At 58.2% G+C, this 19,585-nt stretch carries 20 protein-coding genes; 11 read left to right on the top strand and 9 right to left on the bottom strand.

Annotation, left to right across the window (positions count from 1 at the left end; genetic code table 11):
* Positions 1-60 precede the first annotated feature (60 nt).
* From rbfA to OXR04_RS09455, 6 genes are all read left to right on the top strand, one after another.
* Positions 61-468, top strand: a complete 408-nt coding sequence (gene rbfA / locus OXR04_RS09480) for a 30S ribosome-binding factor RbfA (protein WP_009092407.1) — start codon at positions 61-63, stop codon at positions 466-468.
* Positions 468-1,412, top strand: a complete 945-nt coding sequence (gene truB, locus OXR04_RS09475) for a tRNA pseudouridine(55) synthase TruB (RefSeq protein ID WP_058957632.1) — start codon at positions 468-470, stop codon at positions 1,410-1,412. The genes rbfA and truB overlap by 1 nt, the downstream gene beginning before the upstream one ends.
* 132 nt (positions 1,413-1,544) lie before the next feature.
* Complete coding sequence (gene rpsO, locus OXR04_RS09470; protein WP_003851063.1) at positions 1,545-1,814, top strand: 30S ribosomal protein S15; 270 nt, start codon at positions 1,545-1,547, stop codon at positions 1,812-1,814.
* A 310-nt stretch (positions 1,815-2,124) separates the two neighbouring features.
* Complete coding sequence (gene pnp, locus OXR04_RS09465; RefSeq protein WP_267369727.1) at positions 2,125-4,260, top strand: polyribonucleotide nucleotidyltransferase; 2,136 nt, start codon at positions 2,125-2,127, stop codon at positions 4,258-4,260.
* Between the two features lie 129 nt (positions 4,261-4,389).
* Positions 4,390-5,274 (top strand): lipoprotein NlpI, encoded by an 885-nt coding sequence (gene nlpI / locus OXR04_RS09460; protein WP_009092404.1) that lies wholly within the window; start codon positions 4,390-4,392, stop codon positions 5,272-5,274.
* Positions 5,275-5,452: 178 nt separating this feature from the next.
* Positions 5,453-7,345, top strand: a complete 1,893-nt coding sequence (locus OXR04_RS09455) for a DEAD/DEAH family ATP-dependent RNA helicase (RefSeq protein ID WP_267369728.1) — start codon at positions 5,453-5,455, stop codon at positions 7,343-7,345.
* Between the two features lie 55 nt (positions 7,346-7,400).
* Here OXR04_RS09455 and OXR04_RS09450 read toward each other — a convergent pair whose 3' ends face one another.
* Positions 7,401-8,147, bottom strand: coding sequence for a glucose 1-dehydrogenase (locus tag OXR04_RS09450; RefSeq protein WP_046101091.1), 747 nt, complete (start codon positions 8,145-8,147; stop codon positions 7,401-7,403).
* A gap of 173 nt (positions 8,148-8,320) precedes the next feature.
* On the opposite strand from OXR04_RS09450, the gene OXR04_RS09445 reads away from it, so the two are divergent.
* The gene (locus tag OXR04_RS09445) at positions 8,321-9,241 is read left to right on the top strand and encodes an AraC family transcriptional regulator (protein WP_346274704.1); all 921 of its coding nucleotides are present in this window, start codon (positions 8,321-8,323) and stop codon (positions 9,239-9,241) included.
* Here OXR04_RS09445 and OXR04_RS09440 read toward each other — a convergent pair whose 3' ends face one another.
* The 3 genes from OXR04_RS09440 to OXR04_RS09430 form a co-directional block, all read right to left on the bottom strand.
* Positions 9,242-10,252, bottom strand: coding sequence for a luciferase-like monooxygenase (locus OXR04_RS09440; protein WP_267369730.1), 1,011 nt, complete (start codon positions 10,250-10,252; stop codon positions 9,242-9,244).
* Positions 10,253-10,367: 115 nt separating this feature from the next.
* The gene (locus OXR04_RS09435; RefSeq protein WP_046101093.1) at positions 10,368-11,246 is read right to left on the bottom strand and encodes a U32 family peptidase; all 879 of its coding nucleotides are present in this window, start codon (positions 11,244-11,246) and stop codon (positions 10,368-10,370) included.
* Between the two features lie 9 nt (positions 11,247-11,255).
* Positions 11,256-12,251: a peptidase U32 family protein gene (locus OXR04_RS09430; protein ID WP_058957627.1), complete on the bottom strand. Its 996-nt coding sequence runs from the start codon at positions 12,249-12,251 to the stop codon at positions 11,256-11,258.
* Positions 12,252-12,456: 205 nt separating this feature from the next.
* On the opposite strand from OXR04_RS09430, the gene OXR04_RS09425 reads away from it, so the two are divergent.
* Together OXR04_RS09425 and OXR04_RS09420 are read left to right on the top strand one after the other, a co-directional pair.
* Positions 12,457-12,981, top strand: coding sequence for an SCP2 domain-containing protein (locus OXR04_RS09425; RefSeq protein ID WP_009092395.1), 525 nt, complete (start codon positions 12,457-12,459; stop codon positions 12,979-12,981).
* Positions 12,975-13,481, top strand: a complete 507-nt coding sequence (locus tag OXR04_RS09420; protein ID WP_140923223.1) for an N-acetyltransferase — start codon at positions 12,975-12,977, stop codon at positions 13,479-13,481. Before OXR04_RS09425 ends, OXR04_RS09420 begins: the two co-directional genes overlap by 7 nt.
* Here OXR04_RS09420 and OXR04_RS09415 read toward each other — a convergent pair.
* Positions 13,465-13,758, bottom strand: coding sequence for a GIY-YIG nuclease family protein (locus OXR04_RS09415; RefSeq protein ID WP_009092393.1), 294 nt, complete (start codon positions 13,756-13,758; stop codon positions 13,465-13,467). The genes OXR04_RS09420 and OXR04_RS09415 overlap by 17 nt on opposite strands.
* A gap of 76 nt (positions 13,759-13,834) precedes the next feature.
* Here OXR04_RS09415 and OXR04_RS09410 point away from each other — a divergent pair, with 76 nt between their 5' ends.
* Positions 13,835-14,263, top strand: coding sequence for a YhbP family protein (locus OXR04_RS09410; protein WP_058957625.1), 429 nt, complete (start codon positions 13,835-13,837; stop codon positions 14,261-14,263).
* A gap of 33 nt (positions 14,264-14,296) precedes the next feature.
* Here the strand turns inward: OXR04_RS09410 and OXR04_RS09405 are convergent, their stop codons facing one another.
* A complete protein-coding gene (locus OXR04_RS09405) occupies positions 14,297-14,818 on the bottom strand; it encodes a type 1 glutamine amidotransferase domain-containing protein (protein ID WP_009092391.1) in 522 nt (173 codons plus the stop codon).
* Between the two features lie 146 nt (positions 14,819-14,964).
* Between OXR04_RS09405 and OXR04_RS09400 the strand changes: the two genes are divergently transcribed.
* Complete coding sequence (locus OXR04_RS09400) at positions 14,965-15,600, top strand: NAD(P)H-binding protein (protein WP_267369731.1); 636 nt, start codon at positions 14,965-14,967, stop codon at positions 15,598-15,600.
* On the opposite strand, the gene nrdG is transcribed toward OXR04_RS09400, so the two are convergent.
* From nrdG to galR, 3 genes are all read right to left on the bottom strand, one after another.
* Entirely contained in the window at positions 15,592-16,059 is a 468-nt protein-coding gene (gene nrdG / locus OXR04_RS09395) for an anaerobic ribonucleoside-triphosphate reductase-activating protein (protein ID WP_046101097.1), read from the bottom strand. The genes OXR04_RS09400 and nrdG overlap by 9 nt on opposite strands.
* Positions 16,056-18,194, bottom strand: a complete 2,139-nt coding sequence (nrdD, locus tag OXR04_RS09390; protein ID WP_009092387.1) for an anaerobic ribonucleoside-triphosphate reductase — start codon at positions 18,192-18,194, stop codon at positions 16,056-16,058. The genes nrdG and nrdD overlap by 4 nt, the downstream gene beginning before the upstream one ends.
* A gap of 211 nt (positions 18,195-18,405) precedes the next feature.
* Positions 18,406-19,407 carry an HTH-type transcriptional regulator GalR gene (galR, locus tag OXR04_RS09385; RefSeq protein ID WP_009092386.1) on the bottom strand — a complete coding sequence of 334 codons (1,002 nt, stop codon included), beginning with the start codon at positions 19,405-19,407 and terminating at the stop codon, positions 18,406-18,408.
* Positions 19,408-19,585: the final 178 nt, after the last annotated feature.

Raw genomic sequence — 19,585 nt, 5'->3', positions numbered from 1 at the left:
TGCTGATGTGTTGCAATTTGGGAGGCCTCTGGCCTCCCGAATTATTTGGGAGAAATAATGATGGCGAAAGAATTTGGTCGCCCGCAGCGCGTATCACAAGAGCTGCAAAAAGAGATTGCGATGATCCTGCAGCGTGAGATCAAAGATCCGCGTCTGGGCATGATGGTCACCGTATCAGGCGTTGAAGTGTCACGCGATCTCGCCTACGCAAAAGTGTTCGTCACTTTCCTGAATGACCAGGATGAGGACGCGGTAAAACAGGGTCTGAAAGCGCTGAAAGAAGCGTCAGGCTACATCCGCATTCTGCTGGGTAAAGCGATGCGTCTGCGTATCGTGCCGGAGCTGACGTTCTTCTACGACAACTCCCTGGTTGAAGGGATGCGCATGTCCAATCTCGTCACAAGCGTCGTGAAAAACGATGCCGAGCGCCGTGGCTCTGACGCCACCGGCGATGACGAGGAGGCGTAATGAGTCGTCCGCGTCGTCGCGGCCGCGACGTCCATGGCGTGTTGCTGCTGGATAAGCCGCAAGGCGTCTCGTCGAACGATGTCCTGCAGAAGGTGAAGCGTATCTTTAACGCTAACCGCGCAGGCCATACCGGCGCGCTTGACCCGCTGGCAACCGGCATGCTGCCGATCTGCCTGGGTGAAGCGACCAAGTTTTCACAGTATCTGCTGGATTCCGACAAGCGCTACCGCGTGATTGCGCGGCTGGGTGAGCGGACCGACACGTCAGATGCCGATGGCAACCTCGTTCAGACACGTCCGGTCACCTTCAGTCAGGCTGACCTCGACAGCGCGCTGGAGAGCTTCCGCGGTGAGACCCTGCAGGTGCCCTCAATGTTTTCGGCGCTGAAGCATCAGGGACGTCCCCTGTATGAATATGCGCGTCAGGGCATTGAGATTGCGCGTGAACCGCGTCCAATCACGGTTTACGAACTGCAGTTTATTCGCTGGCAGGATAACGAGCTGGAGCTGGAAATTCACTGCTCGAAAGGCACCTATATCCGCAGCATCATCGACGATCTCGGTGAGAAGCTGGGATGCGGAGCGCATGTCATCATGCTGCGTCGCGTTCAGGTTGCTCGTTATCCGTATGAAAGGATGGTGACGCTGGAACAGCTCAACACCCTGCTGGCGGAAGCGACAGAAGCCGGCATTCCTCTGGAAACGCAGCTCGATCCGCTGCTGTTGCCAATGGACAGTCCTGCGTCCGATTTCCCGGAAGTGAACATCCCGCCTGCTGTGGCTGCGTTTTTCCGCCAGGGTCAGCCGGTTCAGGCCAGTCAGGCGCCCGCGCAGGGGCTGGTCAGGGTGTCGGAAGGTGAGGCGCGTAAGTTCATCGGGATGGCTGAAATTGCCGACGATGGCCGCCTGGCACCCCGTCGCTTAGTGGTAGAGTATCAGGATTAAGTTGCGCCCTCACTTTTCGCTGATGGGGCATTTGCGTTGCTATCGGGCGCAGAGTAGAATAGCGCGGCTTTAAAAGCGGGATGCTGAATTAGAGATCGGCACCCATACATTCATTTTATACCGGAGTTTATTATGTCTCTAAGCGTAGAAGCTAAAGCAGAGATCGTTGCTAAATATGGCCGTGGTGCTAACGACAGCGGTTCAACTGAAGTTCAGGTTGCCCTGCTGACCGCGCAGATCACCCATCTGCAGGGTCACTTCTCTGAGCACAAAAAAGACCACCACAGCCGTCGCGGTCTGCTGCGCATGGTATCTCAGCGTCGTAAGCTGCTGGACTACCTGAAGCGTAAAGACGTTGCGCGCTACAGCAGCCTGATCGAAAGCCTCGGTCTGCGTCGCTAAGTCTGAAAAATCGGGTCGTCAGGGCGTCATGCAGCGATTAACGCGGCGTGCAGCAGACGATCAGATTTGTGCGAGTTTCATGAAAAGGGGGCCTTTATGGCCCCTTTTTTTGAGCAATCGGCAGCAATCCGGGCCAAACTGATGTATTGTTGCTTAGTGTGATCTTTAGTTTGCAGAATTTCGCGCGGCTAATGAGAGGCTTTACCGCAGGGGCGGTCGAGGGTTGTCATTAGTCGCGAGGATGCAGCTGGAGATTGGTAATCAATGGCGGGCTACAGATAGCCTTGCCCCGAAGTTAAGGACTTTGATTTTGCTGAATCCGATCGTACGCAAATTCCAATATGGTCAACATACCGTCACGCTGGAAACCGGCATGATGGCGCGCCAGGCGACTGCTGCTGTTATGGTGAGCATGGACGATACTGCGGTGTTCGTCACTGTCGTCGGCCAGAAAAAAACTAAACCCGGTCAGGACTTCTTCCCACTGACCGTGAACTATCAGGAGCGTACCTACGCTGCTGGTCGTATCCCAGGCAGCTTCTTCCGTCGTGAAGGCCGCCCAAGCGAAGGCGAAACGCTGATTGCGCGTCTGATTGACCGCCCGATTCGTCCGCTGTTCCCGGAAGGTTTCGTTAACGAAGTTCAGGTCATTGCGACCGTGGTTTCTGTAAACCCACAGGTTCATCCTGACATCGTTGCGATGATCGGTGCTTCTGCCGCGCTGTCACTCTCGGGTCTGCCGTTTAATGGCCCAATCGGTTCTGCGCGTGTTGGTTACATCAACGATCAATACGTTCTGAACCCGACAGCGGATGAGCTGAAACAGTCTCGTCTGGACCTGGTGGTTGCCGGTACGCAGAATGCCGTTCTGATGGTGGAATCTGAAGCTGAGATCCTGTCAGAAGAGCAGATGCTGGGCGCCGTGGTCTTTGGCCACGATCAGCAGCAGGTGGTTATCGAAAACATCAACGCGCTGGTTGCTGAAGCGGGCAAACCACGCTGGGACTGGCAGCCAGAAGCCGCCAACACCCCACTGATTTCACGCGTTGCTGCACTGGCAGAAGCGCGCATCAGCGATGCTTACCGCATCACCGACAAGCAGGAGCGTTACACGCAGGTTGGCGTCATCAAAGACGAAACCATTGCTGCGCTGCTGGCTGAAGATGAGACGCTGGATAGCGCTGAAATCAGCGACATCGTCCATAGCCTGGAAAAGAACGTTGTTCGTACCCGTATCCTGAACGGCGAGCCGCGTATCGATGGCCGCGAAAAGGATATGATCCGTGGTCTGGACGTGCGTACTGGCGTGCTGCCACGTACTCACGGTTCATCCCTGTTCACCCGTGGTGAAACGCAGGCGCTGGTAACAGCAACGCTGGGTACCACCCGCGATGCGCAGAACCTGGATGAGCTGATGGGCGAGCGCACTGACAGCTTCCTGTTCCACTACAACTTCCCTCCGTACTCTGTCGGTGAAACCGGCATGGTCGGTTCGCCGAAGCGTCGTGAAATTGGTCACGGCCGTCTGGCGAAACGCGGTGTGTTAGCGGTTATGCCGAAAGCGGAAGATTTCCCTTACACCGTGCGTGTGGTGTCTGAAATCACCGAATCTAACGGCTCCTCTTCAATGGCCTCTGTCTGCGGTGCCTCACTGGCGCTGATGGATGCGGGTGTGCCAATCAAAGCCGCTGTTGCAGGTATTGCAATGGGTCTGGTGAAAGAAGATGAGAAGTTTGTTGTTCTGTCTGACATCCTGGGCGACGAAGATCACCTGGGCGACATGGACTTCAAAGTAGCCGGTAGCCGTGAAGGTATCACCGCGCTGCAGATGGACATCAAAATCGAAGGCATCACGCGTGAAATCATGCAGGAAGCGCTGAACCAGGCCAAGGGTGCGCGTCTGCACATCCTGGGCGTTATGGAACAGGCTATCAGCACGCCACGTACTGAGATTTCTGAATTCGCACCGCGCATCTACACCATCAAGATCAGCTCTGACAAGATCAAAGATGTGATTGGTAAAGGCGGCTCAGTGATCCGTGCACTGACCGAAGAGACCGGCACAACGATCGAAATCGAAGATGACGGCACCGTGAAAATCGCTGCGACCGATGGTCTGAAAGCGAAAGAAGCGATCCGTCGTATCGAAGAGATTACCGCAGAGATCGAAGTGGGCCGCATTTACAGTGGTAAAGTGACCCGTATCGTTGACTTCGGTGCCTTCGTCGCCATCGGCGGTGGTAAAGAAGGTCTGGTTCACATTTCACAAATCGCCGATAAGCGCGTTGAGAAAGTGACTGACTATCTGCAGATGGGTCAGGAAGTGCCGGTGAAGGTGATGGAAGTCGATCGCCAGGGCCGCGTACGTCTGAGCATCAAAGAAGCGACAGAATCTAAGCCGCAGGCTGAAGAAGCTGTAGCGGTGACCACACCTGCCGCTGAATAAGTCGTTGCTGATTTGCCCCTCTTTGCCTGGCAGAGAGGGGCGTTTGTGTCATCGCGAGGGCGGGAATCCTTGTGCACAGCAGGCGGATGACAGGATGGTTATCCCAATGTTTGTATTCGGGAGTGGGAAATGAAGCCTTTTCTGCGCTGGTGTTTTGTTGCGACAGCTTTAACGCTGGCAGGATGCAGCAACTCCAATTGGCGTAAGAACGAAGTTCTTGCAGTGCCGTTACAGCCCACACTGCAGCAGGAAGTGATACTGGCGCGCATGGAACAAATACTTGCCAGTCGCGCTCTCACCGATGATGAACGCGCACAGCTGTTATATGAGCGCGGAGTGTTGTATGATAGTTTAGGTCTGCGGGCATTAGCGCGGAACGATTTTTCGCAAGCGCTGTCTATAAGACCAGATATGCCCGAAGTGTTTAACTACTTAGGCATATATTTAACGCAGGCGGGCAACTTTGATGCCGCCTATGAAGCGTTCGATTCTGTACTTGAGCTTGATCCAACTTACAACTATGCGCATTTAAACCGTGGTATCGCCCTCTATTACGGCGGTCGATACAAGTTAGCGCAAGATGATCTGCTGGCGTTTTATCAAGACGATCCTAACGATCCTTTCCGCAGTCTGTGGCTCTATCTGGCTGAACGTGAGATGGATGCCGACAAGGCAAAAGTCGCGCTTCAACAGCGTCATGACAAAGCGGTCAGAGACCAATGGGGATGGAATATTGTCGAGTTCTACCTTGGAGATATCAACGAGAAAACGTTGATGGAAAGTCTCAAGGCGGACGCAACGGATAACACCTCGCTCGCTGAACATCTCAGTGAAACCAACTTCTATTTAGGTAAGTACTACCTAAGTCTGGGGGAGAAGGACGACGCGAAAGCGTTGTTCAAACTGGCGGTGGCCAACAACGTCAATAACTTTGTTGAACACCGATACGCATTGTTGGAACTGGCGCAACTCGGCCAGGCACAAGACGATTTATCAGAATCTGACCAGCAATAGCTGACGAACTAAATTTGCCCGTAACACCTGTAAAGTCATCATCTTCAGGGATGAGGGCTTTTCTGTTCGTCAAAACTTCTAATTTGAGCCGGTTCACACTTTTTGATGAAAATGACTGAAAGTTTTCACGACGAGTTATGTAGACTGGCCGCCGCAATCTAAGAGGCACGTGTACTACATGACTGATATTCAAACCACTTTTGCTGACCTTGGCCTGAACGCCGACATCCTTGAATCACTGAATGGCATGGGCTACGTAAAGCCTTCCCCAATCCAGGCTGAGTGTATTCCTCACCTGCTGGCGGGCCGTGACGTGTTAGGTATGGCGCAGACCGGGAGTGGTAAAACTGCGGCGTTCTCTCTGCCGCTGTTAAACAACATTGACCCTTCTGTCAAAGCACCTCAGATCCTGGTGCTGGCACCGACCCGCGAACTGGCGGTTCAGGTTGCTGAAGCTGTCACCGAATTCTCTAAACACATGCGTGGCCTGAACGTGGTTGCCCTGTACGGCGGCCAGCGTTATGACGTGCAGCTGCGTGCACTGCGTCAGGGACCACAGGTTGTTGTGGGTACGCCTGGCCGTCTGCTGGACCACCTGAAACGCGGCACGTTAGACCTTTCTAACCTGCGCGGCCTGGTGCTGGACGAAGCGGACGAAATGCTGCGTATGGGCTTCATCGAAGACGTTGAAACCATCATGGCGCAGATCCCGGAAGGTCACCAGACCGCTCTGTTCTCTGCCACCATGCCAGAAGCGATTCGTCGCATCACGAAACGCTTCATGAAAGATCCACAGGAAGTGCGTATTCAGTCAAGCCTGACCACGCGTCCTGACATCAGCCAGAGCTACTGGACCGCTTACGGTCGTAAAACTGACGCACTGGTTCGCTTCCTGGAAGCGGAAGATTTTGATGCGGCGATTATCTTCGTACGTACCAAAAACGCGACCCTGGAAGTTGCAGAAGCGCTGGAGCGCAGTGGCTACAACAGCGCCGCGCTGAACGGTGACATGAACCAGGCACTGCGTGAGCAGACGCTGGAGCGCCTGAAAGATGGTCGTCTCGATATCCTGATTGCGACTGACGTTGCGGCCCGTGGCCTGGACGTTGAGCGCATCAGCCTGGTTGTTAACTACGACATCCCGATGGATGCAGAATCATACGTTCACCGTATCGGCCGTACCGGTCGTGCCGGTCGTGCTGGCCGCGCGCTGCTGTTCGTTGAGAACCGCGAGCGTCGTCTGCTGCGCAACATCGAACGTACAATGAAGCTGACTATTCCGGAAGTTGAACTGCCTAACGCAGAACTGCTGGGTCAGCGTCGTCTGGCGAAGTTTGCCGCGAAAGTTCAGCAGCAGCTGGAAAGCAGCGATCTGGATCAGTACCGTGCTCTGCTGACTAAAATGCAGCCAGAAGACGAACTGGATCTGGAAACGCTGGCCGCGGCACTGCTGAAGATGGCACAGGGCGAACGTCCTCTGATTCTGCCACCGGAAGCGCCACGTCCGCCACGTCGTGAATACCGCGATCGTGACGATCGTGATGGCCGTCGTGACGGCCGCGAAGCGCGTGGTCCACGTGACAGCCGTGATGGCGACCGTCCACGTCGCGAACGTCGTGACGTTGGCGAGATGCAGCTCTACCGCATCGAAGTGGGTCGCGATGATGGTGTTGAAGTTCGTCACATCGTTGGCGCGATCGCTAACGAAGGCGACATCAGCAGCCGTTACATCGGTAACATCAAGCTGTTCGGTAACCACTCGACTATCGAGCTGCCGAAAGGCATGCCAGGCGACGTGCTGCAGCACTTCACCCGTACACGTATTCTGAACAAGCCGATGAATATGCAGTTACTGGGTGATGCTCAGCCAAACGAAGGTCGTGGTGACCGTCGTCCGGCCGGTGGCGATCGTCGCAATGGCCCAGGCGCTGGCAACCGTGAAGGTGGTCGTCGTTTCTCTTCTGAGCGCCGTGACGGTGGTCGTGAAGGCGGTCGCAGCTTTAACCGCGAAGGCGGCCGTGGTCCACGTCGTGAAGATGGCGCAGCCGCACCACGTCGTCGTGACGCATAACGACTTCATGTCGTAACAAAAAGGGAAGCCACTGGCTTCCCTTTTTTTATGCCGATCAGGCTCCGCCGCTGATGATGACGCGCTCGCCGCTGACCCAGGCGGACTCCTCCGAGGCCAGAAACAGCGCCACCTGTGCCACATCTTCCGGCAGACCAAAACGCCCCAGCGGCGTGGCGGCCAGCAGTTGCGCTTTAAGCTGCGGGCTCATCCTCTTCGCCGCCAGCAATCCCTCTGTCAGAATCATTCCCGGTGCCAGGGCGTTAACCCGAATGTTTCTGGCACCCAGTTCGCGCGCCAGCCCCTGTGTCAGGGTATCCACCGCGCCCTTGGTCGCCGCCCAGAGCACGGAACCCGGCGTGCTGTTCTGGCTGCTCAGGGCGCTGAGGTTGATAAGGGTACCGCCATGGGCAGGAAAGTGATGAATCGCCTGCTGACAGACCCGCAGCGTGCCAAGCAGGTTAACGTTGATCTGCTGCTGCATCTCCTCCTGGGTCAGCGCCTCAAAAGCGCCGTGATGAAAGCGGCCCGCGTTATTCACCACGATGTCTGGCGCGCCGAAACAGGCGACGGTGGTTGCAAACAGCCGTTCCACGTCCTGCTGCACAGAGATATCCGCCTGCACCGCCACTGCGTCACTGCCCAGGGCAAGAATGTCGCTGACCACGTCAGCCGCCCCCACCTCATCCTGTTGATAATTGACGATCACCCGTGCGCCCGCCGTCGCAAAGGCGATGGCGATAGCAGCACCAATGCCTTTTGATGCTCCCGTTACCAGCGCGATTTTATTCTGTAGTGCCTTCATTATCCTGATCTCCGCCGTAATGATTGCGTTGACAGACTATGCGCGCCGGTGACCCATCCGGGTAGCGCAATCCTGCAAGCTTTTTGCCCGATCCTGCAAAAGTGTCGTTGCGACACAGGCATGGCGCACCGGCTCAGGTAATATCGGCTGAGATGATGAAGGGAGATGACCCGGTGACAGAGAATGATACGTGGCAGGCGCTGGCCCGGTTGATTGCGCGGCATGCGCCGGAGGATGGACGGCACGCGAGTGCCATTGACTACCTGTTCTTTGGGCGCAGCTCCGCACCAACGAAGCCCGTGCACTTTGCCCAATGGGCCAGTTTCGCGCTGGTCGCACAGGGCGGCAAGGCGCTGCACATCGGTGATGAGGTGCTGCATTATGGCCCGGGCGATCTGCTGCTGGTGACGCTGGATATGCCGGTGCGCGCCTGCGTCACGGTCGCCACGCCGGAAAAACCTAACCTGGGGATTGGCATCGCCATCAATGAATCCCGGCTGATGCGCTACCTCGACCAGTTTCCCCCGACGCTGTCACCCGCCACGGCCCGCAACGAACGCGGCATCACCGTGCACAAGATGTCGCCGTGGCTGGTGGAAGCGGTAGCGCGGCTGGTGCGGCTGCTTGACCATCCTGAGGATATCCCGGCGCTCGCCCCGCTGATCGAGCAGGAGATTTTCTATCGGCTCCTGACCGGACCGGAAGGATCGCGCATTCTGAATATGGCGCTGGCTGAGCGGCCGGGTAACCGGGTGGCGCAGGCGGCCCGCTGGCTGCGGGAGAATTTTCATCAGCCGCTGAAGATTGACCAGCTCGCCAGCAGCGTCGGCATGAGCATCTCTTCGCTGCATCATCACTTCAAAGCGGTCACGGCAATGACGCCGATGCAGTATCAGAAACAGCTGCGGCTGAATGAGGCGCGACGGCTGATGATGGTGGAAAAGCTGGATGCCGGGACGGCAGGCTATCGTGTAGGGTATCAGAGTGCGTCACAGTTCAGCCGGGAGTATCGCCGTCTTTATGGGCAATCCCCGGCCAGGGACAGTCGTCAGCTGGCGGTGAGCGCGGAAACTGCACCCCCACCGCAGAACTGACTACAGGCTTTTGGCGGCTTCCATCGCAATGGCGAAGGAGCGCAGGCGCGCCGCGGAGTCAAAAATCTGGCCGTTGACCATGATCTCATCCGCCTGGGTTTCACGCATCAGTGACGCCAGCCCGTGACGCACCTTATCCCCATCGCCGACCAGCGACATGCTGAGCGCCTGCTGAACCCCATACTGCTCTGACGGTGACCAGAGGTTATCCATGTTCTCAACCGGCGCTGGTAACGGGCCCGGTTTGCCGCGGCGCAGGTTAATAAACTGCTGCTGCTGCGAGGTAAACAGGAAGCGTGCCTCACGCTCGCTGTCAGCGGCGATCACGTTGATGCAGACCATGGCATACGGCTTGTCGAGTCGCGCCGAAGGCTGGAAGTTTTCGCGGTAGACGTGCAGCGCCTGGAACAGCTGATCCGGCGCAAAATGTGAGGCAAAGGCAAACGGCAGACCCATCCGGGCTGACAGTTGCGCACTGTAGAGGCTGGAGCCGAGCAGCCAGACCGGGATCTTCAGGCCGAGGCCGGGCACCGGTTGCACCGGCGGCTGTGCATCCGCTTCCGCATCAAACCAGTTAATCAGTTCAGCCACATCTTCAGGAAAGGTGTCGGCGTGCATGCTGGCCTGATGACGACGCAGCGCCATCATCGTACGCTGGTCAGAGCCGGGCGCACGACCCAGGCCGAGATCGATACGGCCGGGATAGAGAGAAGCCAGTGTGCCAAACTGCTCGGCAATGACCAGCGGCGCATGGTTAGGCAGCATAATGCCGCCCGATCCCAGCTGCAGCGTCTCGGTGTTGGCCGCCAGATAGCCGATCAGCACCGACGTCGCAGCACTGGCAATCCCCGTCATGTTGTGATGTTCAGCCAGCCAGTAGCGTTGGTAGCCCAGTTTTTCAGCCTGGCGCGCCAGCGCCAGCGAATTGTGGAACGCATCCCGCGCGGTCGCACCCTGAGGGATCGGCGCGAGATCCAGCACGGACAGGCGAAGAGGTTTTTTATCAGACATGACTACTCCCGTTGTATGGCGCAGGCATTAAAGTCTGCATCATTTAGTATTACGCATCATTCCTTATATTAAAACTGCTAACCTCAGCAGGAATATAGCCGGTATGTGCTTTTACTCAGGATGCCAGCGTCATACCCGCCAGTTTGCGCCAGTAACCATTGCAATCGCAGCCTTTCGCGACCATTAACGGAGCCTGACCATTCTCATTGGCCCGGAAACGGTCTATCTCTGCCAGCGTGGTGCTGTCCTGCGGAGAGAGCCGGACGCAGTCGACCCACTCCCGCATCCCCGCCAGATCGTTCCCCAGGTTGTAACAGTAGCCGCTCATGGTCTGAATGCCGTTGAGCACGAACACCGGCTGCCCCTCCTGCGAGCTGACGCGGCGGCCTGTCGGATAGTTGATGCAGCAGGTTTCGCAATCATCCTTCGCGCGGTTTTCCGAGCGGGCGGTAAAGCAGCGCGCCGAGAGCGCAAGCGGCAGATGACCGTAGCCCATCACCTCCACCTCAAACTGCTGCCGGATACCGCGCGTTTCGCACTGTTCCAGCAGCTGCAGCAGCCAGTCGCGTGACATCTCGACCGGCATACACCAGCGCGTCATCCCCTCCCTGACCAGCAGTTGCAGGGTGTCAGCGTTGTAGACGTTCAGCGTCGGGCCTGCCACAAAGGGCAGGTGGCGCTCAGCGGCCATGTTAACCGTGCCGATATCATTCGCTTCAATCAGGAACTCGCCGTTTTCGACATAACGCTGCAGCTCTTTCAGTTCAGAGGGGGACTGCAGCAGCGCCAGGGTGCTCAGCACGACCTGTTTGCCGCTGGCCGCGACGTCACGGGCCATCTCCATCCAGCGGCCATAAGGCGTCGCGCGGCGTTTACTGCACACCGCTTCGCCGAGGTAAATAATCTCCGCGCTACTGCGGGCAGCCTGCTGGTAAAATTCCTCCAGCGTGGGGGTTGGCCAGTACCAGAGCACCGGCCCGACGGCATATTGCATCATGACTCCTTATTGCCATTCACGGTGATAAGCACCCAGCGTGGTTTGCGTGCCTTCAGAGAGATCGCCCAGCGTCTGCATCCACCGGGGCGCCACCTCAAACTGTTCCGGCTGGGCCTGACAGCGATCGATCGCCTGACGCCAGACGCGCGCGACGTCAGCAACATAGGCGGGGCTGCGCTGGCGACCCTCGATCTTGACCGAGGCGACCCCGGCCCGCAGCAGCTCCGGCAGCAGCTCCAGCGTGTTCAGGCTGGTGGGCTCTTCCAGCACGTGATAACGCTGGCCGCTGACCTCATACCGTCCTTTGCACAGGGTCGGGTAACCCGCGCTTTCATCCGCCGCGTAGCGATCGATCAGCACTTCGTTCAGGCGGGATTCCATACCCTGCGGCGTCTGCTGCCAGCGCACAAATTTCGCCGGAGAACAGGCACCGGCGCTGTTAGGCGACTCACCGGTCAGCCAGGAGGAGAGGTAGCAGCGGCCTTCCGCCATAATGCACAGGCTGCCAAACGCGAACACCTCCAGCGGCACCGGCGTGCTGCGCGCCAGCTGCTTTACCTGATGCAGAGAGAGCACCCGCGGCAGCACCACACGCTGCAGGTTAAAGTGGCGATGATAAAAGCGAATCGCCTCCAGATTGGTGGCTGACGCCTGCACGGAGAGATGGCGCTCCACCTGGGGATAGTGCGTCGCCGCATACTCCAGCGTGGCGATATCGGCGAGGATCAGCGCGTCGGCCCCGTTCTGCGCCGCCACATCAATGGCCCGCTGCCAGCGTCCCATGCCGTCCGGATGGGCGAAGGTATTGATTGCCACATGCAGTTTGCGGCGATGCTGATGCAGATAGCGAGCCGCTTCGGCCAGCTTTTTGTCGGTGAAGTTCAGGCCCGCGAAGTGGCGGGCGTTGGTGTCATCTTTCAGCCCCACATAGACCGCATCCGCGCCATTCTCGACGGCGGTGCGCACTGCGGGCAGGTTGCCTGCCGGGCAGAGCAGTTCCATAGGTGTTCCTCTCAACATGCAGATGGGCGTCGAGTCTAGGCATCTGCGCCGGGAGGCGTATTGATTTGGGGCAGTGAATTTTCCGTTCCTCCCCACCGGTGCGGCTTTTTTTCCTCCCGGGAGCGCGATTTTTATTGATCCCGGATGAGGTGTGTCGAAACGGATATGGCAATATACGTAAAATTTTCTGAAGGGAGGGACAAAAGTGTTAAAGCGGATTCATGCCCATTTTGTAAAAAAGGCTCCGGAAATCTTAGGCTTACCCGCAGCGCTTACCCCATTCCCGGTCAAGAAGCGGCTTCTGCAACAACTCTTAAACTGGCAATTTCGTCATGCTTTAGCTGAAGGTGAGTTAGACTTTCTGGAAGGTCGCCTGCTGGGTATCGGGATTGCCGATCTCAATCTGCAATGGATTACCACGCTGCAGGACGGCCGGCTGGTGGTATTGCAACAGTCCGAAGCGGATGTCTGGTTTCGGGGCAATGCCAATGATTTGTTGCTGGTGGCAGCACGTAAAGCAGATCCCGACATGCTCTTCTTTCAACGCCGTCTGGTGATTGAAGGGGACACTGAGCTGGGACTTGAGGTGAAGAACGTAATGGATGCTATTGAACCCGAGGCTATGCCCACCGCGTTACGCACGGCAATTCAGCAGATGGCGGCCTTTGTCGACGCCGGGATGAAACAGGACGCGAAGGCCGGACAGGCACGCGCAGGTGCCCTATGCTGATCCGTAGCGAAATTGGCGTGGATGCCGCAGGCATCGACACGCTGCTCAGACGCTGTTTCACGTCGCCCGCCGAGGCGGAACTGACGCAGTCGCTGCGCGAAGATGGCCTGTTAACCTTAGGCGTGGTCGCCACTGACGATGAGGGACAGGTGCTGGGTTATGCTGCATTCAGTCCGGTCAGCGTTAAAGGTGAAGATCGTGGCTGGGTGGCGCTGGCCCCGCTGGCGGTGGATGAGACGCTGCGCGGGCAGGGCATTGCCAGCAAACTGATTTATGAAGGACTGGATACCCTCAACGAGTTCGGTTACAGCGCGGTGGTCGTGCTGGGCGATCCGGCATTCTTCAGCCGCTTTGGCTTTGAACCGGCCGCCCGCGTCGGCCTGCAGAGCCGCTGGCCGGACAGCGAGGCGACGTTCCAGGTCTATCGCCTGGCAGAGACGGCGTTTGAGGGCGCAGACGGGGAGATCGACTTCGCTGAGCCCTTTAATCGCCTGCTGTAATACCCAGCCAGCTCTCCAAGCTGACAGGCTGACCCGCCACTAACTGGAGTTTCTGCTGACGGGTCAGCTGCTTGACCTGATACTCCAGTCTGGAGGCGCTGGCACGGTCACCTGCATCACAGTGAAACACCAGCGCCAGCGGACCTTTGCCGCGCAACGCGCGGGCGCCGCGTCCGGTCTGGTGCTGATCAAACCGGCGCATCACATCCGTGGTGATGCCGGTGTACAGGCTCCCTTTCGCCGTACGGACGATGTAGAGTTGCCACTGCTGACTCATTCGCAATCATTTCCCAAAAAAAGGTGCCGGGCAGTGTAGCGCGCTTCACGCTCCGGTGCATCGCCAGGAGTTTACCTTGTCCGATCACGCCCATCTGGTTCGCTATCTCCGAAAGCAACATGTGCTTTCTCTCTGCTCTGCCGCCGACGACCAACTCTGGTGCGCCAACTGCTACTACGTCTTCGATGAAGCGCGCATGGTGTTCTGGATTATGACCGAGCCCGACACCCGTCACGGGGCGTTGATGCTGAAGAATCCGCAGGTCGCGGGCACCGTCAATGGCCAGCCCAGAAGCGTGCTGCTGATAAAAGGGGTGCAGTATCGTGGCCGGATTGTGCGGCTGGAGGAGGAAACGGAGAAGGTCGCCAGAGCCGCCTATCAGAAACGGTTTCCGGTGTCGCGCAAAGTCTCAGCACCGCTGTGGGAGATTCAGCTTGATGAGGTGAAGATGACCGACAATGCGCTGGGATTTGGTAAGAAGATCAGCTGGCGGCGGGAAAGCTGAAACGCCCTTTTCAGCGAAAAGGGCGCAACGGATTTACAGCGCTTCGAGGATACGCAGAGATTCGCGATTGAAGGCGGGTAAATCGGCCGGGGTGCGGCTGGTCACCAGCTTATCGCCGTCAACCACCACTTCCTTATCATGGAAGTCGGCACCGGCGTTGATCAGGTCGATGGCAACGGCTTTTACGGTGGTCATCTTGCGACCACGCACGCCGTTGGCGCTGATCAGCAGCTGGGGGCCGTGGCAGATAGCAAAGATAGGCTTGCCGCTGGCAACGAACTCTTTGGTGAAGGCGACAAAGCGGTCATCGCCACGCAGCGAATCCGGCGAGTGACCGCCTGGCAGCAGCAGCGCATCAAACTCAGCCGGGCTGACGTCGTCAATGCTGCGATCGATGGTCACTTCGGCTTCGCCTTTTTTGCCTTTTACGACATTTCCGGCCTGGTTCTCAATGGTCACTACCTCAAACCCGGCGCGTTTGTAGACCTCAGCAGGTGACGTAAATTCTGAGTCTTCAAATTCATCGGTAATCAAAACCGCAACTTTCTTGCTCATTTTGTTTCCTCCTTAAAGCAGTGGAGCGCGAGGCGCGCTTTCCGGATCAGGGTTTAAGCCTGGTCGCTATGGGCGAGAACGCAAGCCAGACCGTTAAGATCAGCTATCTTTTAAGCTGTCAGCAGTGAAATAAGGATGAATCTGAGATGAATCGCGTATTACTGACCGGAGCCACCGGCTTAGTCGGGTCGCATCTGCTGCGCTTACTGATTGAGGATTCGCGCGTCGATGAGATTATCGCGCCAACCCGTCGTCCGCTGCCTGTCCTGCGTAAGGTGGTCAATCCGGTGGAGGCCGATCTGACCGATGTGCTCGGGCCGTTGGAGTCTTCGCTGGATACGGTGTTCTGCTGTCTGGGCACCACGCGCCGGCAGGCGGGCAGCAAAGCGGCGTTTATTCACGTCGATTACACCCTGGTGGTGGACAGCGGATTGAGCGGACTGCGGCTGGGGGCAAAACAGATGCTGGTGGTGAGCGCCCACGGTGCCAGCCGTCACTCACCTTTCCTGTACAGTCGCGTGAAAGGCGAAATGGAAAACGCATTGCGCCATCAGGGCTGGCCGCACCTGACGCTGGTACGGCCTTCGTTACTGCTGGGCGAGCGGGCGCAGACGCGTCCGGGGGAGCGCCTGATGGCCCCGCTCTTTTCTCTGCTGCCGGGTCACTGGCGGGCGGTGAGCGCACGTGACGTGGCCCGCTGTCTGCATCAGCAGGCGTTCACGCCAGCGGGCGAAAGTGTCACTATCATTGAGTCGGGCGACATCCCGCGTCACTCAGCGTAGCTGCCAGAGGATCTGATTGCGGCTGCCGCGCCAGGGCAGCGAGGCATCCTTCTCCTCTTCGACAAAACGGCCATCAATCAGCACGTCGAGATAGATCAGCACGGCGCGCTGCGCGGCATTCAGCTCCTGCATCCGGTAACCGGTCCAGAGCCAGATATCTTTACCGGGACAGCTCTGGCGCACCCGCTTCACCAGACGGCGAATGTGCGGCACGTTGTGCGGATGCAGCGGATCGCCGCCGCTCAGCGACAATCCCTGACGCGGAATGCGCGTGTCCTGCAAATCCGCCAGCAGCTGCTCCTCCATCGCCAGCGTAAAAGGCACGCCGGAGTCGGTTCGCCAGGTACTCTGGTTGTAGCAGCCACGACACTGATGTTCACAACCGGCGACAAACAGCGTGCAGCGGGTTCCAGGGCCATTCACGATATCCACATCGTAGTAGCGATGGATATGCATCATCCCAGCGGTCCTTCTGCCAGATGTTTCACCCGGCGCTGTACTTCCTGCTGTTTTCCGGCGTTAAAGGGCCGCGCATCCGGGCTGCCGAGATAGCCGCAGACCCGCCGGGTGACGGAGACGCGCGCCGGATCGTGATTGCCGCACTGCGGACAGGTAAAGCCGCGGCTGGTGCAGGTGAACTCGCCGTTGAAGCCGCAGTCGTAGCACTCATCAATCGGGGTATTGGTGCCGTAGTAGGGCACGCGGTCGTAGCTGTAGTCCCAGACATCCTCCAGCGCCCTGAGGTTGTGCTGCACGTTCGGGTATTCGCCGTAACAGATGAATCCGCCATTCGCCAGCGGTGGATAGGGCGCTTCAAAGTCGATTTTATCGTAGGGATTCACCTTCTTCTCAACGTCGAGATGGAAGCTGTTGGTGTAGTAGCCCTTGTCCGTCACGCCCGCCACCAGACCAAACTGTGCCGCGTCCAGACGGCAGAAGCGGTCACAGAGATTCTCACTCGGCGTGCTGTAGAGGCTGAAGCCGTAATGGGTTTCGGCTTTCCAGCGATCGGTGGCAGCGCGCAGATAGGCGATGATCTCCACCCCTTTGGCGCGCAGCGCCGCGTCATCATAGGGGTGCTTCTGGCCGCCGCTGAGGGCATTCAGGGTTTCATGCAGGCCGATGTAGCCCAGCGACAGGGAGGCGCGGCCATTGCGGAAAATCGGCCCCACCTCATCATCGGCGTTGAGCCGGACACCGCAGGCCCCTTCCATGTAGAGGATGGGGGCCACGCGCGCTTTGGTTTTCTCCAGTCGCGCCACCCGCGTCATCAGCGCCCGCTTCGCCAGCAGCAGACGCGCATCCAGCAGTTGCCAGAAGCGCGCTTCATCGCCGCCCGCTTCCAGCGCGATGCGCGGCAGATTGAGGCTGATCACCCCGATATTGTTGCGGCCCTCATGGATCTGTTCGCCGTTCTCTTCGTAGACGCCAAGAAAACTGCGGCAGCCCATCGGGGTTTTAAACGAGCCGGTGACTTTCACCACCTGATCGTAGTTGAGGATGTCGGGATACATCCGTTTGCTGGCACACTCCAGCGCCAGCTGTTTGATGTCATAGTTAACGTCGCCTGCACGCCGGTTAACGCCTTCGCGAATGGTGAACACCAGTTTAGGAAAGACGGCGGTTTTACGGTTTTTACCGAGTCCGGCCAGGCGGTTGCGCAGAATTGACTGCTGGATCAGGCGGGCTGCCCAGTCCGTTCCCAGACCAAAACCAAAGGTAACAAACGGGGTCTGTCCGTTGGCGGTGTGCAGGGTATTCACCTCATACTCCAGCGACTGAAAGGCGTCATAGCACTCTTTGTCGGTGCGCTGGCGCGCATACGCTTCTGCCTGCGGGATCTGCCACTGTTCCGCGATCGCCAGATGCCGGGCATAGCTCTGCTTAACAAACGGCGCCAGCACCTCATCGATGCGATTGATGGTGGTGCCGCCGTAAATGTGGCTGGCGACCTGCGCGATGATCTGGGCCGTCACGGCGGTGGCGGTGGCGATCGATTTGGGCGGCTCGATCTCGGCATTGCCCATTTTGAAACCGTTGGTCAGCATGCCTTTGAGATCGATCAGCATGCAGTTGAACATCGGGAAGAAGGGGGAGTAGTCGAGATCGTGGTAGTGGATCTCGCCGCGCTCGTGCGCCAGCACCACATCGCGCGGCAGGATCTGCTGCTGCGCATAGTGCTTCGCCACGATCCCGGCCAGCAGGTCGCGCTGCGTCGGGATCACTTTGCTGTCTTTGTTGGCATTCTCATTCAGCAGCGCGGCGTTGGTCTGATCGACCAGCCCGCGAATGGCGTGATGCAACTGGCTCTGCCGATCGCGGGCCACATCGCGATCGTGACGGTATTCAATATAGGCGCGAGCCAGTTGCGGCCAGGGGCCCGCCATCAGCGTCTCTTCGACTGCGCACTGAATCTCACCGATATCCACTTCCGGACGATTGGCCAGCTGCGCCGCGACGCGCTCAGCGACCTGCGCGCACCAGGCGCTGTCATCGACCTTTACGGCCCGTGCCGCCGCCAACACCGCATGCTCAATACGCTGCGCATCGAAGCCTGTCCGGCACCCATCACGTTTGATTACCACCGTCGCCATTTTTCTCTCCATGAACCACATATTGGGGTTCTGAGAATTCTATTCCCTACATGTAGTGATTTCCGGAAATTAATGCGCGCGGTTTTGACCTGAAACAAAGAAGGCTCTACATAGTGGATCGTGCTGGCGGATATAAAAAGAGAGGGCAGGTTACCGTCAGGCGCGGGGGAGCGGCGGGAAGCGCGGATGCGCCGGACCCGCCGCCGTGACGTCAGGCGGGGCCGCTTACCGAATGGCGGCGCACCAGCGTCGGGCTGAACATATGGGTGACTTCCGGCAGCGGCTGGTCGTTGGCCAGCGCCAGCGCCAGCTGAGCCGCCTGCTGCGCCATGGTGACAATCGGATAGCGCACGGTGGTGAGGCGCGGACGCACATAGCGCGACACCAGCACATCATCGAAGCCAATCAGCGACATCTCTTCCGGCACGCGCACGCCGTTGTCGCTCAGCACCGCCAGCGCGCCTGCCGCCATGGAGTCGTTGTAGCAGGCGACAGCGGTAAAGTTCCTGCCGCGCCCTAACAATTCTGTCATCGCCTGCTCACCGCCCACCTCATCCGGTTCGCCCCAGGTGACCAGCCGATCGCTGCAGGGCAGGCCATGCTCCTTCAGCGCATCGTAGTAGCCCTGCAGGCGATCTTCGGCATCAGAGATGGTGTGGGTCGAACAGATAAAAGCGATATTCTGGTGGCCAAGCTGGATGAGATGGCGGGTCGCCAGCCAGGCGCCGTAGCGGTCGTCGAGCGCAATACAGCGCTTTTCAAAACCTTTTATCAGCCGGTTCAGCAGCACCATACCGGGCACCTGCTTCATCAGCACTTCCAGCTCCGCATCGGGAATTTTCTTGGCGTGAACCACCAGCGCCGCACAGCGGTGGCGCATCAGCTGTTCAATTGCCTGCCGCTCTTTTTGCTCATTATGGTAACCGTTACCAATCAGCAGGAAGTTACCGGTGTCGCCTGCGACCTCATCCACGGCTTTCACCATGGCGCCAAAAAAGGGGTCGGAGACGTCGCCCACAATCAGACCCAGCGTTTCGGTCGATTGCTGCGCCAGCGCGCGTGCGTTGGCATTCGGGTGATACTGAAGCTGCTCCATCGCCTGGCCTACGGCCTGTCGGGAGCTGTCGCTGGCTTTGGGAGAATTATTGATTACACGGGAGACTGTGGCGACAGAAACGCCAGCCAGTCGCGCAACATCCTTTATGGTAGCCATGCGTTGACCTGTCCGGGGGAAAACGTTTACACATCGCATCAGTGTTACGGAAAAGGGCAGACACATCAACCCGACAGAATGCCAGCGTCGTCGCAAAAAGGGGCAAAATCGGACCCGCAGGCACATCTTCTGCTGAGAGGCCGCCCCATGTTATGCTCCCTGTCCCCCCTGGCTACCG

This window comes from Pantoea sp. GM_Pan_3 (genome assembly GCF_026541045.1).
Lineage (GTDB): Bacteria > Pseudomonadota > Gammaproteobacteria > Enterobacterales > Enterobacteriaceae > Pantoea > Pantoea anthophila.
The sequence above is the reverse complement of the archived record's forward strand: the minus strand, read 5'-3'. Positions and strand labels throughout refer to the sequence as shown.